This window comes from Puerhibacterium sp. TATVAM-FAB25 (genome assembly GCF_046535855.1).
Classification (GTDB): domain Bacteria; phylum Actinomycetota; class Actinomycetes; order Actinomycetales; family Cellulomonadaceae; genus Puerhibacterium; species Puerhibacterium variabilis_A.
This window is the reverse complement of the sequence record NZ_JAXUAK010000001.1, coordinates 466518-480484: the sequence shown is the minus strand read 5'-3', so window position 1 is coordinate 480484 and position 13967 is coordinate 466518. Positions and strand designations below refer to the sequence as shown.

The 13967-nt window shown below is 77.5% G+C and carries 15 protein-coding genes; 11 read left to right on the top strand and 4 right to left on the bottom strand.

The features are described from left to right. Positions 1-56 precede the first annotated feature (56 nt). The 4 genes from U5M74_RS02250 (at position 57) to U5M74_RS02235 (ending at position 5448) form a co-directional block, all read left to right on the top strand. Positions 57-2792: a GNAT family N-acetyltransferase gene (locus U5M74_RS02250; protein WP_410905725.1), complete on the top strand. Its 2736-nt coding sequence runs from the start codon at positions 57-59 to the stop codon at positions 2790-2792. A gap of 123 nt (positions 2793-2915) precedes the next feature. After that, the gene (locus tag U5M74_RS02245) at positions 2916-3512 is read left to right on the top strand and encodes a DUF5998 family protein (RefSeq protein ID WP_410905723.1); all 597 of its coding nucleotides are present in this window, start codon (positions 2916-2918) and stop codon (positions 3510-3512) included. Beyond that, positions 3509-4798 carry an alkaline phosphatase family protein gene (locus tag U5M74_RS02240; RefSeq protein ID WP_410905721.1) on the top strand — a complete coding sequence of 430 codons (1290 nt, stop codon included), beginning with the start codon at positions 3509-3511 and terminating at the stop codon, positions 4796-4798. The genes U5M74_RS02245 and U5M74_RS02240 overlap by 4 nt, the downstream gene beginning before the upstream one ends. A gap of 2 nt (positions 4799-4800) precedes the next feature. Then, positions 4801-5448, top strand: coding sequence for a thymidine kinase (locus U5M74_RS02235; protein WP_410905719.1), 648 nt, complete (start codon positions 4801-4803; stop codon positions 5446-5448). Positions 5449-5507: 59 nt separating this feature from the next. Here U5M74_RS02235 and sepH read toward each other — a convergent pair whose 3' ends face one another. Continuing rightward, entirely contained in the window at positions 5508-6926 is a 1419-nt protein-coding gene (gene sepH, locus U5M74_RS02230; RefSeq protein WP_410905717.1) for a septation protein SepH, read from the bottom strand. A 202-nt stretch (positions 6927-7128) separates the two neighbouring features. Here sepH and U5M74_RS02225 point away from each other — a divergent pair, with 202 nt between their 5' ends. The 3 genes from U5M74_RS02225 (at position 7129) to U5M74_RS02215 (ending at position 9259) form a co-directional block, all read left to right on the top strand. Next, positions 7129-7803 (top strand): trimeric intracellular cation channel family protein, encoded by a 675-nt coding sequence (locus U5M74_RS02225; RefSeq protein WP_410905715.1) that lies wholly within the window; start codon positions 7129-7131, stop codon positions 7801-7803. Next, positions 7800-8681: an inositol monophosphatase family protein gene (locus U5M74_RS02220; RefSeq protein WP_410905713.1), complete on the top strand. Its 882-nt coding sequence runs from the start codon at positions 7800-7802 to the stop codon at positions 8679-8681. The genes U5M74_RS02225 and U5M74_RS02220 overlap by 4 nt, the downstream gene beginning before the upstream one ends. 278 nt (positions 8682-8959) lie before the next feature. Next, entirely contained in the window at positions 8960-9259 is a 300-nt protein-coding gene (locus U5M74_RS02215; protein WP_069984273.1) for a DUF4193 domain-containing protein, read from the top strand. A gap of 109 nt (positions 9260-9368) precedes the next feature. On the opposite strand, the gene U5M74_RS02210 is transcribed toward U5M74_RS02215, so the two are convergent. Beyond that, on the bottom strand, positions 9369-9836 hold the full coding sequence (locus U5M74_RS02210) for a DUF3093 domain-containing protein (protein WP_410905711.1): 468 nt from the start codon (positions 9834-9836) through the stop codon (positions 9369-9371). Between the two features lie 111 nt (positions 9837-9947). Here U5M74_RS02210 and dut point away from each other — a divergent pair, with 111 nt between their 5' ends. From dut to U5M74_RS02190, 4 genes are all read left to right on the top strand, one after another. Beyond that, positions 9948-10430 (top strand): dUTP diphosphatase, encoded by a 483-nt coding sequence (gene dut / locus U5M74_RS02205; protein WP_253181410.1) that lies wholly within the window; start codon positions 9948-9950, stop codon positions 10428-10430. 200 nt (positions 10431-10630) lie between these two features. After that, positions 10631-11374 (top strand): DUF3710 domain-containing protein, encoded by a 744-nt coding sequence (locus U5M74_RS02200; RefSeq protein ID WP_410905709.1) that lies wholly within the window; start codon positions 10631-10633, stop codon positions 11372-11374. A gap of 16 nt (positions 11375-11390) precedes the next feature. Beyond that, positions 11391-11759, top strand: coding sequence for an OB-fold nucleic acid binding domain-containing protein (locus tag U5M74_RS02195; protein ID WP_410905707.1), 369 nt, complete (start codon positions 11391-11393; stop codon positions 11757-11759). A 17-nt stretch (positions 11760-11776) separates the two neighbouring features. Further along, on the top strand, positions 11777-12514 hold the full coding sequence (locus tag U5M74_RS02190; protein ID WP_410905705.1) for a DUF3159 domain-containing protein: 738 nt from the start codon (positions 11777-11779) through the stop codon (positions 12512-12514). A gap of 26 nt (positions 12515-12540) precedes the next feature. On the opposite strand, the gene U5M74_RS02185 is transcribed toward U5M74_RS02190, so the two are convergent. Both U5M74_RS02185 and U5M74_RS02180 read right to left on the bottom strand, forming a co-directional pair. Next, positions 12541-13305: a potassium channel family protein gene (locus U5M74_RS02185; RefSeq protein ID WP_410905703.1), complete on the bottom strand. Its 765-nt coding sequence runs from the start codon at positions 13303-13305 to the stop codon at positions 12541-12543. After that, the gene (locus tag U5M74_RS02180) at positions 13305-13958 is read right to left on the bottom strand and encodes a potassium channel family protein (RefSeq protein WP_410905784.1); all 654 of its coding nucleotides are present in this window, start codon (positions 13956-13958) and stop codon (positions 13305-13307) included. Before U5M74_RS02180 ends, U5M74_RS02185 begins: the two co-directional genes overlap by 1 nt. Positions 13959-13967: the final 9 nt, after the last annotated feature.

Genomic DNA, 13967 nt, shown 5'->3' with positions numbered 1-13967 from the left:
CCGGCTCGCTCCCCGGCCCCGTCCGCGGCTGCCGGGCCGGCCGCTAACCTGGCCCCGTGGCAGCGGACGGCACGGCGGCGTACCCGGTGGGTTGGGAGGCGGACGTCGTCCTGCGCGACGGCAGCACGACGCACGTGCGGCCCATCCGCCCCGAGGACGCCGACGCCCTGCAGCGCTTCCAGCAGGGCCAGTCGGAGCGCTCGGCCTACCTGCGGTTCTTCGCCCCCGTCACGCGGCTGACCGAGCGGGAGCTGCGGCTGTTCACGCACGTGGACCACGTGGAGCGCGCCGCGCTGGTGGCGGTGCGCCCGGCCGAGGACGCGGGCGGCGTGGGCGCCGGCGAGGACATCATCGGCGTCGCCCGCTACGACGTCGTCGAGCCGGGCCTGGCCGAGGTCGCCTTCAACATCGCCGACTCCGTGCAGGGCAAGGGCCTGGGGTCGGTGCTGCTCGAGCACCTCGCCGCGGCCGCGCGCGAGCGCGGCGTGCGCCGCTTCACCGCCGACGTGCTGCCGCAGAACGGGTCGATGCTCGCCGTCTTCCGGGCCGCCGGGTACGGCGTGCACCAGCAGCTCGACGACGGCGTGGTCACGGTGTCGGTGGACCTCGACCCCACCGAGCGCTCCCGCGAGGTCATGGCCGACCGCGAGCACCGGGCCGAGGCGCGCAGCATGCAGGGCCTGCTCGCCGCGCGGCGGGTGCTGCTGGTCGGCCCGGGCGCCGACGCGGCGCCGAGCACGGTCGAGGCGCTCATGGCCCGCCGCGTGGTCGACGCCGCCCTGGCCGACCCCGGCGACACCGAGCTGGCCGTGCTCGGCGTGCCCGGCCCCGTCGAGGCGGCGCCCGGGGTCACGCCGCTCGCGTCGTGGGCCGAGGTGGCGCAGGTCGACCTCGCCGTGCTGGCCCTGCCGCCGCAGGAGGCCGTCGAGGCGGTGCGCCGCCTGGCGGGGCACGGGGCGCGCGGCGTCGTCGTGCTGTCCGCCGGCTACGCCGAGACCGGCCAGCGCGGGCTGGACCGTCAGCGCGCGCTCGTGCGGACCGCGCACGCCCACGGGATGCGCGTCGTCGGGCCGGCGTCCTACGGCCTGCTCACCACCACGCCGGGCGCCCGGCTGCACGCCAGCCTCGCGCCGCGCCCGCCCGCGCCGGGCGTCGTCGGGCTGTTCTGCCAGTCAGCGCCGGCCGCGGTGACCCTGTCGGCCACGCTCGAGCGCCGCGGCCTCGGCGTCTCCTCGCTCGTGTCCGCCGGGCACCGCGCCGACGTGTCCGGCAACGACCTCATGCAGTACTGGCTCCAGGACCCCGCCACCCAGGTGGTGTGCCTGTACCTGGAGTCGATCGGCAACCCGCGCAAGTTCTCGCGCATCGCCCGCCGGGTGGCGGCCGAGAAGCCGGTCGTCGTGGTGGTCGCCGGGCGCTCCGGCCAGGTGGTGCCGCCCGGGCACGCCGTGCGCGCCACCCGCGCGCCGCGGCGGATGCTCGACGAGCTGCTGCGCCAGGCCGGCGTCATCCGCGCCGAGAACGCCCACCAGCTCATGGACGTGGCGCAGGTGGTCGCCCACCAGCCGCTGCCGGGCGGGCGACGGGTGGGCATCCTGGCCAGCTCCGCGGCGCTCGCGGCGCTCGTGGCGGAGGCCGCGGCGGCCAACGACCTCGTCGTCGCCACCTCGAGCGACTTCCTGTCGGCCGACATGTCCGACGAGGACGTGGAGCGCACGGTGGAGGCGCTCTACGCCCCCGGCGCGTGCGACGTCGTCGTCGCGGTCGACGTGCCGGTCGTGATGCCGCGCAGCGGCACGGTGGCGCGGGCCGTCGCCCGGGCCGCGGCCCGCACCGGCCGTCCGACGGTGGCGTCGATGCTCGGCCTGCACGGCATGCCGGAGGAGCTCGTGGCGACGGCGCCCGACGGCCGCGAGGTCCGCGTGCCCGCGTTCTCCACCCCCGAGGACGCCGTCGCCGCCCTCGCCAAGGTGGTCGGCCACGCCGCCTGGCGCGACCGCGACCACGGCACGACGGCGCGCCCCGCGGGCGTGCAGCAGGCCCGGGCCCGGAGGCTGGTCGAGGCGCACCTGCGCCAGGCCGCCGCGGCGGGCGACGGCGAGGTGCACCTCGACGAGGACGCCGCCGCCGAGCTGCTCGCCTGCTACGGCCTGATGCTGCACCGCTCGCGGCGCGTGCGCACCGCCGCCGAGGCGGTCGCCGCGGCGGACGGCCTGGGCTGGCCCGTCGCGCTGAAGTCGACCGCGCGCACGCTGCGGCACCGCGCCGACCTCGGCGGGGTCCGGCTGGACCTCGCCGACGCCGAGGAGCTCGGCGAGGCCGTGGAGCGGATGCGGGCGGTCGCCGCCGCGTTCGCGCCCGACCGCGAGCCGGTGCTCGAGGTGCAGGCGATGGTCCCGTCGGGCGTGGCGTGCGTGGTGCGCTCGACGGAGGACCCGCTGTTCGGCCCGGTCGTGTCGTTCGGGCTGTCCGGCGACGCCACCGAGCTGCTCGACGACGTGGCCTACGGCATCGCGCCGCTGACCGACGTCGACGTGCACGAGCTCGTGCGCTCGGTGCGGGCCGCGCCGCGGCTCTTCGGCTACCAGGGCGCCCCGCCGGCCGACGTGGCGGCGCTGGAGGACGTGGTGGCGCGCGTGGCGGTGCTGGCCGACGACCTGCCGGAGGTGGCGCGCCTCGAGCTGTACCCCGTGGTCGTCGCGCAGGAGTGCGCGCGCGTGCTGCACGCCAGCGTGCGGCTCCGGCCGGCCGAGCAGCGCGCCGACGGGCTGCGGCGCGCGCTGCCCGCCTGACGGCGCCGCGCGCTGCCCGCCGACGGCGAGGCGGCCCGCCGGGGGCGTCCGCGCGGCGGCGTGCGCACGGGGGCCCGTGACCGCCTGCAGCGGGACGGTCCGCGGCGGTGGAACAATGTGCGGGTGCCGCACGCCGAGCCCTACACCGGACCGCTGACTGCCGACCTGCACGCCGACATCGTCCGTGCCGGCTACTACCCCCAGCTCGTCGAGGACGTGCTCGACGTCGCGCTGGCGGGGGAGGAGGTGGTCGCCCACCTCGTGCAGGCCGAGACCACCTTCGACAACGAGGTGCGCCGCCACCTCACCGTGCTGGTCCTGACGCCGAGCCGGCTGGTCGCCGCGCACGTCGACGACCACGAGGGCGACAAGGACGCGCCGGCGTCGGCCGCCGCGACCACCGAGGCGGTGCCGCTGGCCGAGATCCGGTCGGTCACCCTGACGCACGTGGTCGCCCGGCCCGCCGAGTACACCTCGGGGGGCGAGTCCGCGAGCGAGATCAACCTCGTCGTCGGCTGGGGCGCGGTCTCCCGGCTCGAGCTGGAGCCCGCCTCCTGCGGCGACCCGGGCTGCGACGCCGACCACGGCCTGACCGGCCAGCTGCTGCCGGACGACGTCGTCGTGCGCGTGTCGAGCACGGCCGAGGGCCGCCCGGCCGTGCGCCGGGCGGTGGCGTTCGCCCGCACCCTGTCCGCCGCCACCGCCGGCCGGGCCCGGTGAGCGCCGCCGCGGCCCTGCTGCCCGCCGGGCTCGTCGCGCCCACCTACGGGACCGACTCCCTCGCCGCCGTGCTGCCCGGCGCGGCCGGCGCCCTCGGCGTCGACCTCACCACCGCGACGGGGCTGACCTCGCGGGACTGCGCGGCCGCGCTGGGCCTGCCCGCCGTCGAGCGGGTCGTGGTCGTGCTGTGCGACGGGCTCGGCCACCTCAACCTCGCCGAGCGCGCCGGCCACGCGCCGTTCCTGCGCGGGCTGCTGCCCGGGACGCGCACGCTGACCACCACGTTCCCCTCCACCACGGCCGCGGCCGTGAGCACCTTCGGCACGGGCACGGCGCCGGGGTGCAGCGGCATGCTCGGCTACACCCAGCGCAACCCCGCCACCGGCGGCCTGGCCAACATGGTGTCCTGGACCGAGCAGCCCGACCCCTACCGGCCCGTGCCGGGGGCGGGCGCACTGCCGGTGCCGGCGCACGAGCTGCAGCGCGAGCCCACGGTGTTCGAGCGGCTGACGGCGGCCGGCGTCGCCGTGACGTCGGTCGGCCCGGCACGGTTCGCCGGGTCCGGCATGACCCTGGCGGCGCTGCGCGGCGGCGCGTACGTGGCGGCCGAGTCGCTCGAGGACCGCGTCGACGGCGTCGTGCGCGCGCTGCGGCCGGGCGGGCCGGCGCTCGTCTACCTGTACTGGGGCGACGTCGACAAGACCGGCCACCACCACGGCTGGCAGTCGTGGCAGTGGGGCGACGAGCTGGAGGCGTTCGACCGCGAGGTCGCGCGGCTCGTGCGCTCGGTGCCGCCGGGGACGCTCGTGCTCGTCACGGCCGACCACGGACAGGTCGAGGTGGACCGGGCGGCCCGGCTCGACGTCGCGGCCACCCCGGCGCTCGCCGAGGGCGTGGCCCTGGTCGGCGGCGAGCCGCGCGCGCTGCACCTGTACGTCGACGGCCCGGACGGCGTCGACGGCACCCACGGCGCGGACGGCACCCAGCGGGCGGCAGGTGCCGACGGCCGCGCCGCCGCCGTCGCCGAGCGCTGGCGGGACGTGCTGGGGGACGGCGCCGTCGTCGCCCTGCGCGAGGAGGCGACCGCCGCGGGCTGGTTCGGCCCCGTGACCGACCACGTGCTGCCGTGGGTCGGCGACGTGCTGGTGGCGCCGCGCGAGCGGCTGACCGTCGTCGACTCCCGCACCCAGACGCCGGCGTCGCTGGAGCTGGCCGGCGTGCACGGCTCGTTCACCCCGCACGAGATGACGGTGCCGCTGGTGGCGGCCGTCGCGGGGAAGGGCTGACCGTGGCCGAGCTGGTCTTCTTCACCGGCACCATGGACTCCGGCAAGTCGACGCTCGCGCTGCAGCTCGACTTCAACCACGCGGCACGCGGGCGCACCGGGGTGATCTTCACCCGGCACGACCGCGCCGGGGCCGCACGGGTCTCGTCCCGCCTGGGCCTGGAGGTCGCCGCGCGCGAGGTCGACGACGCCACCGACTTCTGGGAGGTCGTGGCGGCCGAGCAGCGCCAGGGGCGCTACGTCGACTACGTCGTGTGCGACGAGGCGCAGTTCTACTCCCCGCAGCAGGTCGAGCAGCTCGCGCGGCTCGTCGACGAGGTCGAGATCGACGTCTTCGCCTTCGGGATCACCACGGACTTCCGCACCTGCCTGTTCCCCGGGTCGGCGCGCCTGCTCGAGCTGGCCGACCGCACGGAGGTGCTGCAGGTGCAGTCCCTGTGCTGGTGCGGCCGCCGCGCCACGCACAACGCGCGCACGGTGGACGGGGTCATGGTGGTCGAGGGTCAGCAGGTCGTCGTCGGGGACACCGCGGCCGGCACGTTCGAGGTGGCCTACGAGGTGCTCTGCCGGCGCCACCACATGCGGCGCATGACGGCGGCCTCGGCCCGCCTGCTCGCCGAGGCCGGCGAGGGGATGCTCGACCTCGGCTGAGGCCGGCCCGGCCGGGACCAGCCTCGAGGCGGGTGCTGAGAAAGTGAGCCCCGGAGGGGTCAGCTCTCGGGGCGGGCCCCGAAGACGATCTCGTCCCAGCTCGGCACCTGCGGGCGGCCCTTGCGGCTGCGCCGCGTCGCCGGCACGCCGCGCGCCGACGTCGCGGGCCTCGCGCCGGCCGCCACCGGGGTCGCCCCGGTCGCCGGTGCGGCCGCGCCGCCCGGTGCGGCGCCCTCGTCGTCCCGCACCGCGGCCGCGGGCTCCACGGGACGCTCCGGTGCCGGTCGCTCGGGCACGGACCGCTCGGGCACGGATCGTTCGGGCACGGACCGCTCGGGCACGGATCGTTCGGGCACGCCGCGCTCCGCCGCAGGCTCGTCGGTCGCGTCCCGGTCCGCCGCACCCGGGTGCGCGGCGTCCGGCGAGCCGTCGACGGCGCGCTCCTCCGCGGCCCGCTCGGCCGCGGCGCGCACCGCGGGGTGGGCCGGGGGGAGCGCGGACGGGTGCGCCGACGGGTGCGCCGACGGGTGCGTGGAGCGGGCCTCCTGGCGGCGCCGGGGGTTCCAGCGGCCGAGGTCCACGACGCTCGCGCCGGGGTGGTCGGCCTCCGGGCCGTCGCCGGGCTCGGCGTCCGCGCCTCGCACCGTGCCGTCCGGCACGTCGTGCTCGCGGGGGTGCGCCGCCGCGCCGGCGTCGCCGCCGTCGGGCGCGCGGTCCGCCCGCGCGGCGGGCCCCGGTGCGGGCCGTCCGGCGTCGGCGTCGGACGCCGAGGGCGGGAACGGGCGCGCCGCGGGGCGCTGCCCACGGCGCCCGGCCAGGTCGTCGAGCAGCAGGGTGGTGTCGTCGTCCAGCGTCGCGGGGCCGCGGCGCGTGGACAGCGACGGCACGCCGCGCAGGTCGGGGGTCAGCGGGTCGTCGGGCTGGCCGAGCCAGCGGGCCTCGTCGTCCAGCGGCGTCACGACGCGGCCGCGCAGGTCGAAGGTCCAGCGGGCCGAGCGCTCGCGGTCGCCGGCGGCGAAGCGGACCTCCACCACCCACGGCGCGGTGCCCTCGCGGCGCGCGCTCCACGTCGCCTCGTCGGCCGGGACGCCGCGGGCGGCCAGGCGCGCGTCGGCGATCGTGCCCAGCTCCGACGCGCCGTCGAGACCCTGCACCTGGTGGGCGCGCACGAGCCCGACGACGTGGTCGCGCTCGGCGACCACGGGGTGCTCGAACCGGCGCACGTGCTCGACGTCGACGCCGGCCTCGGCGGCGAGCTCCTCGGCCGACGCCCCGGCCCGCATCCGCGCCTGCAGCACGCGCGGGCTCAGGCCCGACGTCGGGGGCTCGGGCGCGGGGGCGGCCGGGTCGCGCCGCCGGCGCGCGACGGCGGTGCGCAGGGCGTCGGTGACCGCGAGGACGTGCTCGGTGCCGTGGCCGTCGGCCAGCACGAGCTGCTCGCCGTCCTCGCGGACCCTCACGAGCTGGAGCTCCGCCATGCTTCCTCCCTCGGCAGGATCGTCGACCACCCTGCGCCCTGCTGACATGTCTCCCCGAGCGTGCCACCGCGGCGGCGCCCGGCGGCGCAACCGCGCCGGTGTGCCGCCGATCGGCGATGGGGCGAACAGGTGCTCGTCGGCCCGGCGGGCGCGTCCGTGGGCGTGCGGGCGGCGGGGCCGGTCGGCGGGGGAGGATGGCGCCGTGGACCTGCTGCACGACCTGCCCGTGAACGCCGCCATCGAGCTCGCCGCCGTCTTCGTGGCCGCCCTGTCCGGCGGCCTCGCGGCGGTGCGCAAGAACTTCGACGTCTTCGGCGTGCTCGTGCTCGGCTGGGCCACCGGGCTCGGCGGCGGGATCCTGCGCGACGTGCTCATCGGCGCCACGCCGCCGGTGGGGATCGCGCACTGGCCGCTGGTCGTCGCGGCCCTCGCCGCCGGCCTGGTGATCTTCTTCCTCCACCCGCGCCTGGAGCGCATGCGCCGGGCCGTCATCGTGCTCGACGCGGCCGCGCTGGCGCTCTTCGTGCTGCTGGGCACCACCAAGGGCCTGGAGTACGACGTCGGCCTGCTCGCGGCCGTCGTCGTCGGGGTGCTGACCGGCATCGGCGGCGGCATCGTGCGCGACCTGCTGGTCGGGGAGGTGCCGCTCGTGCTCGCCGACCGCCAGCTGTACGCGGTCCCGGCGCTGATCGGCGCGGGCGCGACGGCGGCGCTGTGGCACGCGGACGCGCTGAACGTCGTCACGCAGGCGCTGGTCGTCGTCGGCATCCTCGGCTTCCGGCTGCTGTCGCTGCGGCTCGGCTGGGTCGTGCCCGGCGCCGACTCCCGCTGGTCGGGGCGCTGGGGCAGCCGGGGGCAGGGCAGGATGGGCGCGTGAGCTCGCCCGCCCCGCGCCCGAACCCGTCCGACGTCGTCCCGCCGCTGCCCGCGGGCACCACCGTCGCCGGCCTGCGCGACCTCGCCGTGCGCCTGGCCACCGAGGCCGGCGAGCTCGTGCGCACCGGGCGGCCGGCCCGGGTCACGGTGGCCGCCACCAAGTCCTCCGACGTCGACCCCGTCACCGCGATGGACCGCGCCTCGGAGGCGCTGCTGCGCCGCCGCCTGGCGCAGGAGCGGCCCGAGGACGGCATCCTGGGCGAGGAGGGCGACGACGTCGTCGGCACGAGCGGGCTCACCTGGGTGCTCGACCCGGTCGACGGCACCGTGAACTACCTGTACGGCGTCGCCTCCTACGCCGTGTCCGTGGCCGTCGTGGCCGGGCCGCCCGAACCCGAGCGCTGGACGGCGCTGGCCGGCGCCGTGCACTCCGTGGTCGACGGGCGCACGTGGTCCGCCGGCCTCGGCGAGGGCGCCGCGCGCGACGGCGAGCCGCTGGCCGCCGGCGGCGCCGCCAGCCTCGCCACCTCCCTGGTGGGCACCGGGTTCGGCTACGCCGCCGAGCGCCGCGCCGCCCAGGCGCGGGTGCTCGCCACCGTGCTGCCGCGGGTGCGCGACATCCGGCGGCTGGGGTCGGCCGCGATCGACCTGTGCCTCGTCGCCGACGGCGCGCTCGACCTGTACTACGAGCGCGGGCTCAACCCGTGGGACATGGCCGCCGGGGCGCTCGTGGCCGCCGAGTCCGGCGCCGTCGTCACCGGGCTGCGCGGGCGCCGCGCCGGCACGGCCATGACCGTCGTCGGCGCCGCGCCGGTCGTCCACGACCTCGTGGCCCTCCTGGAGGAGGCGGACGCCGACGGCGCCGCGGAGGGGGCCTGACCCGGGCCCGACCTGGGGCCGACCTGAGCCAGGCCCGGGCGCGGCGGGGCCCGCCGGTTGCTGACACGCCGCCGCGGAGGATGCTCCGGGCGACCGTTCTGAGACGCGTCTCACACCGGTGTCGCCGCAGGTGAGGGGGGTGTGACGCACCACGCCGGACGGGGCCTCGCGTACGTGACGCGAATGGGGCACAATCCGTGCGCCGACCGGGAACAAAACCGGGTCGCCGAGCATTGACTGCGCGTACGGACACCGAGACACGGAGCGTGACCCCACAGATGGCAACCGACTACGACGCCCCCCGCAAGAACGACGAGGACGTGGAGCAGGACTCCATCCAGGAGCTCCAGGCCCGCCGTTCCGACAAGTCGTCGGGTGTCGTCGACGAGGACGAGACGGAGGCCGCGGAAGGCTTCGAGCTTCCCGGCGCCGACCTGTCCGGCGAGGAGCTCACCGTGCGCGTCCTGCCGCGACAGGCGGACGAGTTCACCTGCTCGAGCTGCTTCCTCGTCCACCACCGCAGCCAGCTGGCCTACGAGAAGAACGGCCAGATGATCTGCACCGAGTGCGCCGCCTGACGACACCCTGACCTGACCGGCCGCGACTGCCGGGTCGGGAGGCCGCCGCGCCCTGGGCGCGGCGGCCTCCTGCGTTCCCGGGCGGTCCTGCCGGCGGTCAGGCGGTCGGTCAGGCCGGCGCCGCGTCCCGCGCCGCGACGAGGGCCTCGGCCAGCCGCTCGGGGTGACGCGTCGAGACCAGCCAGTACGGCGTCGGGTCCGCGGGGTCCTCGAGCGTCACCCGCACCCCCGTGCGTGCCCACGAGCGCAGGCACACGTGGGCCCGGGCGTCCAGGAGCGGCCCGAGCTCGGCGCGCATCCGCTCGGCGGTCAGCGGCACGACGTCGCCCAGCAGCCGGGCGGGCACGTGCGCCCGCCCCGCGCGCAGCTCGCCCTCGCGCACCTCGACCACCGGCGAGCCGGCGACCAGCGCGGCGACGCCGGCGGCCGCGACCACGACGCCGACCACGACGGCGGCCGGCACGCCCAGCGGCACGGCGACGAGGCCGATGACCAGGCCGAGGCCGAGCGCGCCCCCGAGGGCGGCCGGGCCCGGGTGCAGGCGCTCGCGGTGGGCGGGGGCGGGGGCGTCGCTCATGGGCACGATCATCCCAGGCCGCGCGGCCGGAGCGCCGCGGCCCCGGGACGCGGCCCCGGGACGCGGCCCTAGGACGCGGACCGCGCGGTGCCGGGCGGCTAGGCTGCCCGCGTGCCGCAGACCGACCTGCCCGACGGGACCACCGTCGACGTCCTCATCCGCCTGCTCGACGACGCCGTCCCGGTGCCCGCGTACGCCCACCCGGGCGACGCCGGCGCCGACCTCGTGACCACCGTCGACGTGGAGATCCCGCCGCAGGGCCGCGTGGTGGTGCCCACCGGCGTCGCGATCGCGCTGCCCGACGGCTACGCCGCCTTCGTCCACCCGCGCTCCGGCCTCGCGGCCCGGCACGGGCTGACGATCGTCAACGCCCCCGGCACCGTGGACGCCGGCTACCGCGGCGAGATCAAGGTCACGCTGCTCAACACCGACGCCGCCGAGCCCGTGCGGCTGCAGCGCGGCGACCGCGTGGCCCAGCTCGTGGTGCAGAAGGTGGAGCGGGCCCGGTTCCTGCGCGCCGAGACCCTGCCGGGCTCGCACCGCGGCGAGGGCGGGTTCGGCTCCAGCGGCGGCTGGGCGGCGGCGCAGGCCTGAGCCTGCGCCCGAACCCGAGCTCGGACCCGGGCCCCGACCGGGCCCGAACCCGGGCCAGGGTCGGTCCAGGGTCGGTCCGGGCGGGGACGACCGGGGCCCCGGGTGGCGTTCAATCTCTGTCCTGACCCCGGGCTACTGTGGACACGTACGGCCTGCCGGGCGCGCGCCCGGCAGGGGTGAGAGAGCGAAGGAGGCCCTCCGTGGGTCTGTTCCGGCGCACCGCGTCGAAGGGGACGCCGCAGGCGTCCGAGCCCGCCGAGCCGCCGCAGGAGGCCGCGGCCGGCGGCGAGCCCGCCGAGGAGGCCGGCGGGCCGGCCGAGCCGACCCGCGGCCCGTTCGACGCCTCGCAGGTGTCGAGCATGGGCCCGCGAGTCGACCTCGGCGCGATCTGGCTGCCCGTGCTGCCCGGCCTCGAGCTGCGCATGGAGATCGACAAGCGCACCCAGAAGGTCACCGGCGTCTCGGCGACGCTCGGCGGCTCCGGCCTGCAGGTCCAGGCGTTCGCCGCGCCGCGCACCGCGGGCATCTGGGACGAGGTCCGCGAGGAGATCGCCGGGTCCGTGGCCAAGCAGGGCGGCACCGTCGACGACGTGCCCGGTCCCTTCGGCCGCGAGCTCATCGCCCGCATCCCCGCCACCACGTCCGACGGCCGGCAGGCCGTGCGGCCCGCGCGCTTCGTCGGCGTCGACGGCCCGCGCTGGTTCCTGCGCGGCGTGCTGACCGGCAAGGCCGCCGTCGACGCCGAGGCGGCCCGGGCGCTGGAGTCGGTGTTCGCGGGCGTCGTGGTGGTGCGCGACGGAGCGCCGCGCCCGCCCCGCGACCTGCTGACGCTCACGCTGCCCAACCAGGGCCGCAGGCCCGAGACGGCGACCGAGGGCACCGAGCCCCGCACGCCCACGTTCGACCCGCTCACCCGCGGGCCCGAGATCACCGAGATCCGCTGAGGAACCGAGCACACCGATGTCACTGCGCACCGCCGTCCAGCACGTGCTGGCGTCCGCCGACGACGTCGCGGCCGTCGAGGAGCGCGACGAGGCCGCGAAGCAGCTCGGCTGCAAGGCCGTGTCCGACCTGGCGCCCCGCGCCCGGGGCAAGGCGGCGGGCGTGCTGCGCTCCGTCGTCCTGCGTCCTCGCGAGGGCGTGCCCGCCGTGGAGGCGGAGCTCTACGACGGCTCCGGCTCGGTCGACCTCGTGTGGCTCGGCCGCCGCGCCATCGCCGGCATCGAGCCCGGCCGCCGGGTGAAGGTCGAGGGCATGGTCTGCGACGTCGAGGGGCGGCGCACCATGTTCAACCCCCGCTACGAGCTGCGGCCGCGGGCGGGCGAGTGAGCGACCAGCGGCCCCTCGTGCCCCCGTCCGTCCCGCAGGACCCGCCCGCCGCGGCGGGCGGCGGCGGGCTGCGCGCCGTGACGGCCGAGCACTTCTCGTTCGCCGACGCCGTCGGCGGCGTGCGCGGCGTCGTGGAGGCGGTGCTGCCGGGGCTGGTGTTCGTCGCCGTCTTCGTGGCGTCGTCGAACCTCGCGTGGTCCCTCGGCGCCGCGGTCGCCGCGGCCCTGGTGGCCGTCGTCGCGCGCCTGGTGCAGCGCGCCCCGGCGACGCAGGCGCTCGGCGGCCTGCTGGGCATCGGCGTCGGCGTGGTGTGGGCCTGGCGCTCGGGGGAGGCCGAGGACTTCTACGTCTGGGGCCTGGTGACCAACGCCGCCTACCTCGTGGCCGTGCTCGCCTCGATCCTGCTGCGCTGGCCCGTCGTGGGCTTCGTCGTGGAGGCGCTGCGGGCGGGCTTCGGCGCCGACCAGGCGCGCGCCCGCGCGGCCGAGGGCGGCAGCCCGCTCGCCGGGGCCACGGCCTGGCGCCGCGACCCGGAGCTGATGCGCCGGTACACGCTCGCCACGTGGTTCTGGGTGGGGCTGTTCGCCGTCCGCCTGGCGGTGAAGGTCCCGCTGTACCTCTCGGACGAGGTCGGCTGGCTCGGCACGGCGCACCTCGTGCTAGGCGTGCCCCTGTGGGGCCTGGTGCTGTGGCTCACCTGGGCGGTCGTGCGGCGGCCGCACCCCACCCCGACGGTCACGCCCGCCGCCGGCTGAGCACCGCGGCGTCGCCGCCGTCGTGCTCAGCGGGCGGCGTCGTCGCCGGGCTGCGCGGCCTGCGGCTGCAGCGCCACCCCGGCGTCCGCGGCGTCCTCCGGCCCGGCGGCCTCGGGGAGGACGTCCGTCCGGCCGCGCACGAGCAGCTCCTGCAGCGCCGCCTCGTCGGCCTCGCGGCCGGTGACGATGAGCAGCTCGTCGCCCGCCTCGAGGGTGTCGTCGACGGATGGCGCGATGGGGGAGGTGCCGCGCACGATCGCCGCGAGCACCGTGTCGGCCGGCCACTGCACGGCGCCCACGCGGGTGCCGACCAGGGGCGAGGTCTCCGGCAGCGTGAGCTCGAGGATGTCCGCGCCGGACTGGTGGAAGGTGAAGATCCGCACCAGGTCGCCGACGGCGACGGCCTCCTCGACCATCGCCGTCATGATCCGCGGCGTGGAGACGGCGACGTCCACGCCCCACGAGGCGTCGAACATCCACTCGTTCTTCGGGTTGTTCACGCGCGCCACCGTGCGCGGCACCCCGAACTCCGTCTTGCACAGCAGCGAGAAGACGAGGTTGGCCTTGTCGTCGCCGGTGGCGCCGACGACGACGTCGGCCTCGGCGACCTGCGCGGTCTCCAGCGTGGGCAGCTCGCACGCGTCGGCGAGCAGCCAGTCGGCGTCGGGCACCTGGGCCACGCGCATCGCGGCGGGCGACTTGTCGACGAGGACCACCTGGTGGTCGTGGGCGAGCAGCTCGCGGGCGATGGACCGGCCCACCGAGCCGGCGCCGGCGATGACGACGCGCATCAGTCCTCCCTCAGGTCCGGCGCGTGGGCGAGCAGCCGCTCGACCGTGGCGGCGTCCTCGTCCCGCATGAGCACGTGCAGCACGTCGCTCTCCTGGAGCACGGTGTCGCCGGTGACCAGCACGCCGTCGGTGTAGCGGGACAGGAAGGCGACCCGCGCGCCCGTCAGGGCCTCGATGCGGCGCACGCTGTGGCCCGTCCAGCCCGGGTGGTAGTCGACCTGGGCCAGGCGCACCTGCCCGGACGGGTCGCGGTACTCGTCGGTGACGCCCAGGGGCAGCATGCGGCGCAGCACCTGGTCCGCCGTCCAGCGCACGGTGGCCACGGTGGGGATGCCGAGGCGCTGGTAGATCTCGGCGCGCTGCGGGTCGTAGATCCGCGCCACGACCTTGTCGACGCCGAACGTCTCCCGGGCGACGCGGGCGGCCAGGACGTTGGAGTTGTCGCCGTCGGAGACGGCGGCGAACGCGTACGTGTCCTCGATGCCGGCCTGGCGCAGGGTGTCGCGGTCGAAGCCGACGCCGGTCACCTTCTGCCCCTCGAACTCGGCGGGCAGCCGGCGGAACGCGTCGGGGTTCTGGTCGATGATCGCCACCGAGTGGCCGCGGCCCTCGATGCCCTGCGCGAGCGAGGCGCCCACGCGGCCGCAGCCCATGATCACGAA

What these genes read in the sequence shown, in the direction of transcription:
- sepH (WP_410905717.1), bottom strand. Translation starts at nt 6,926, where the DNA reads ATGGCGGAGCTCCAGCTCGTGAGGGTCCGCGAGGACGGCGAGCAGCTC.
- U5M74_RS02215 (WP_069984273.1), top strand. Translation starts at nt 8,960, where the DNA reads ATGGCAACCGACTACGACGCCCCCCGCAAGAACGACGAGGACGTGGAG.
- U5M74_RS02210 (WP_410905711.1), bottom strand. Translation starts at nt 9,836, where the DNA reads ATGAGCGACGCCCCCGCCCCCGCCCACCGCGAGCGCCTGCACCCGGGC.
- U5M74_RS02195 (WP_410905707.1), top strand. Translation starts at nt 11,391, where the DNA reads ATGTCACTGCGCACCGCCGTCCAGCACGTGCTGGCGTCCGCCGACGAC.
- U5M74_RS02185 (WP_410905703.1), bottom strand. Translation starts at nt 13,305, where the DNA reads ATGCGCGTCGTCATCGCCGGCGCCGGCTCGGTGGGCCGGTCCATCGCC.
- U5M74_RS02180 (WP_410905784.1), bottom strand. Translation starts at nt 13,958, where the DNA reads ATGGGCTGCGGCCGCGTGGGCGCCTCGCTCGCGCAGGGCATCGAGGGC.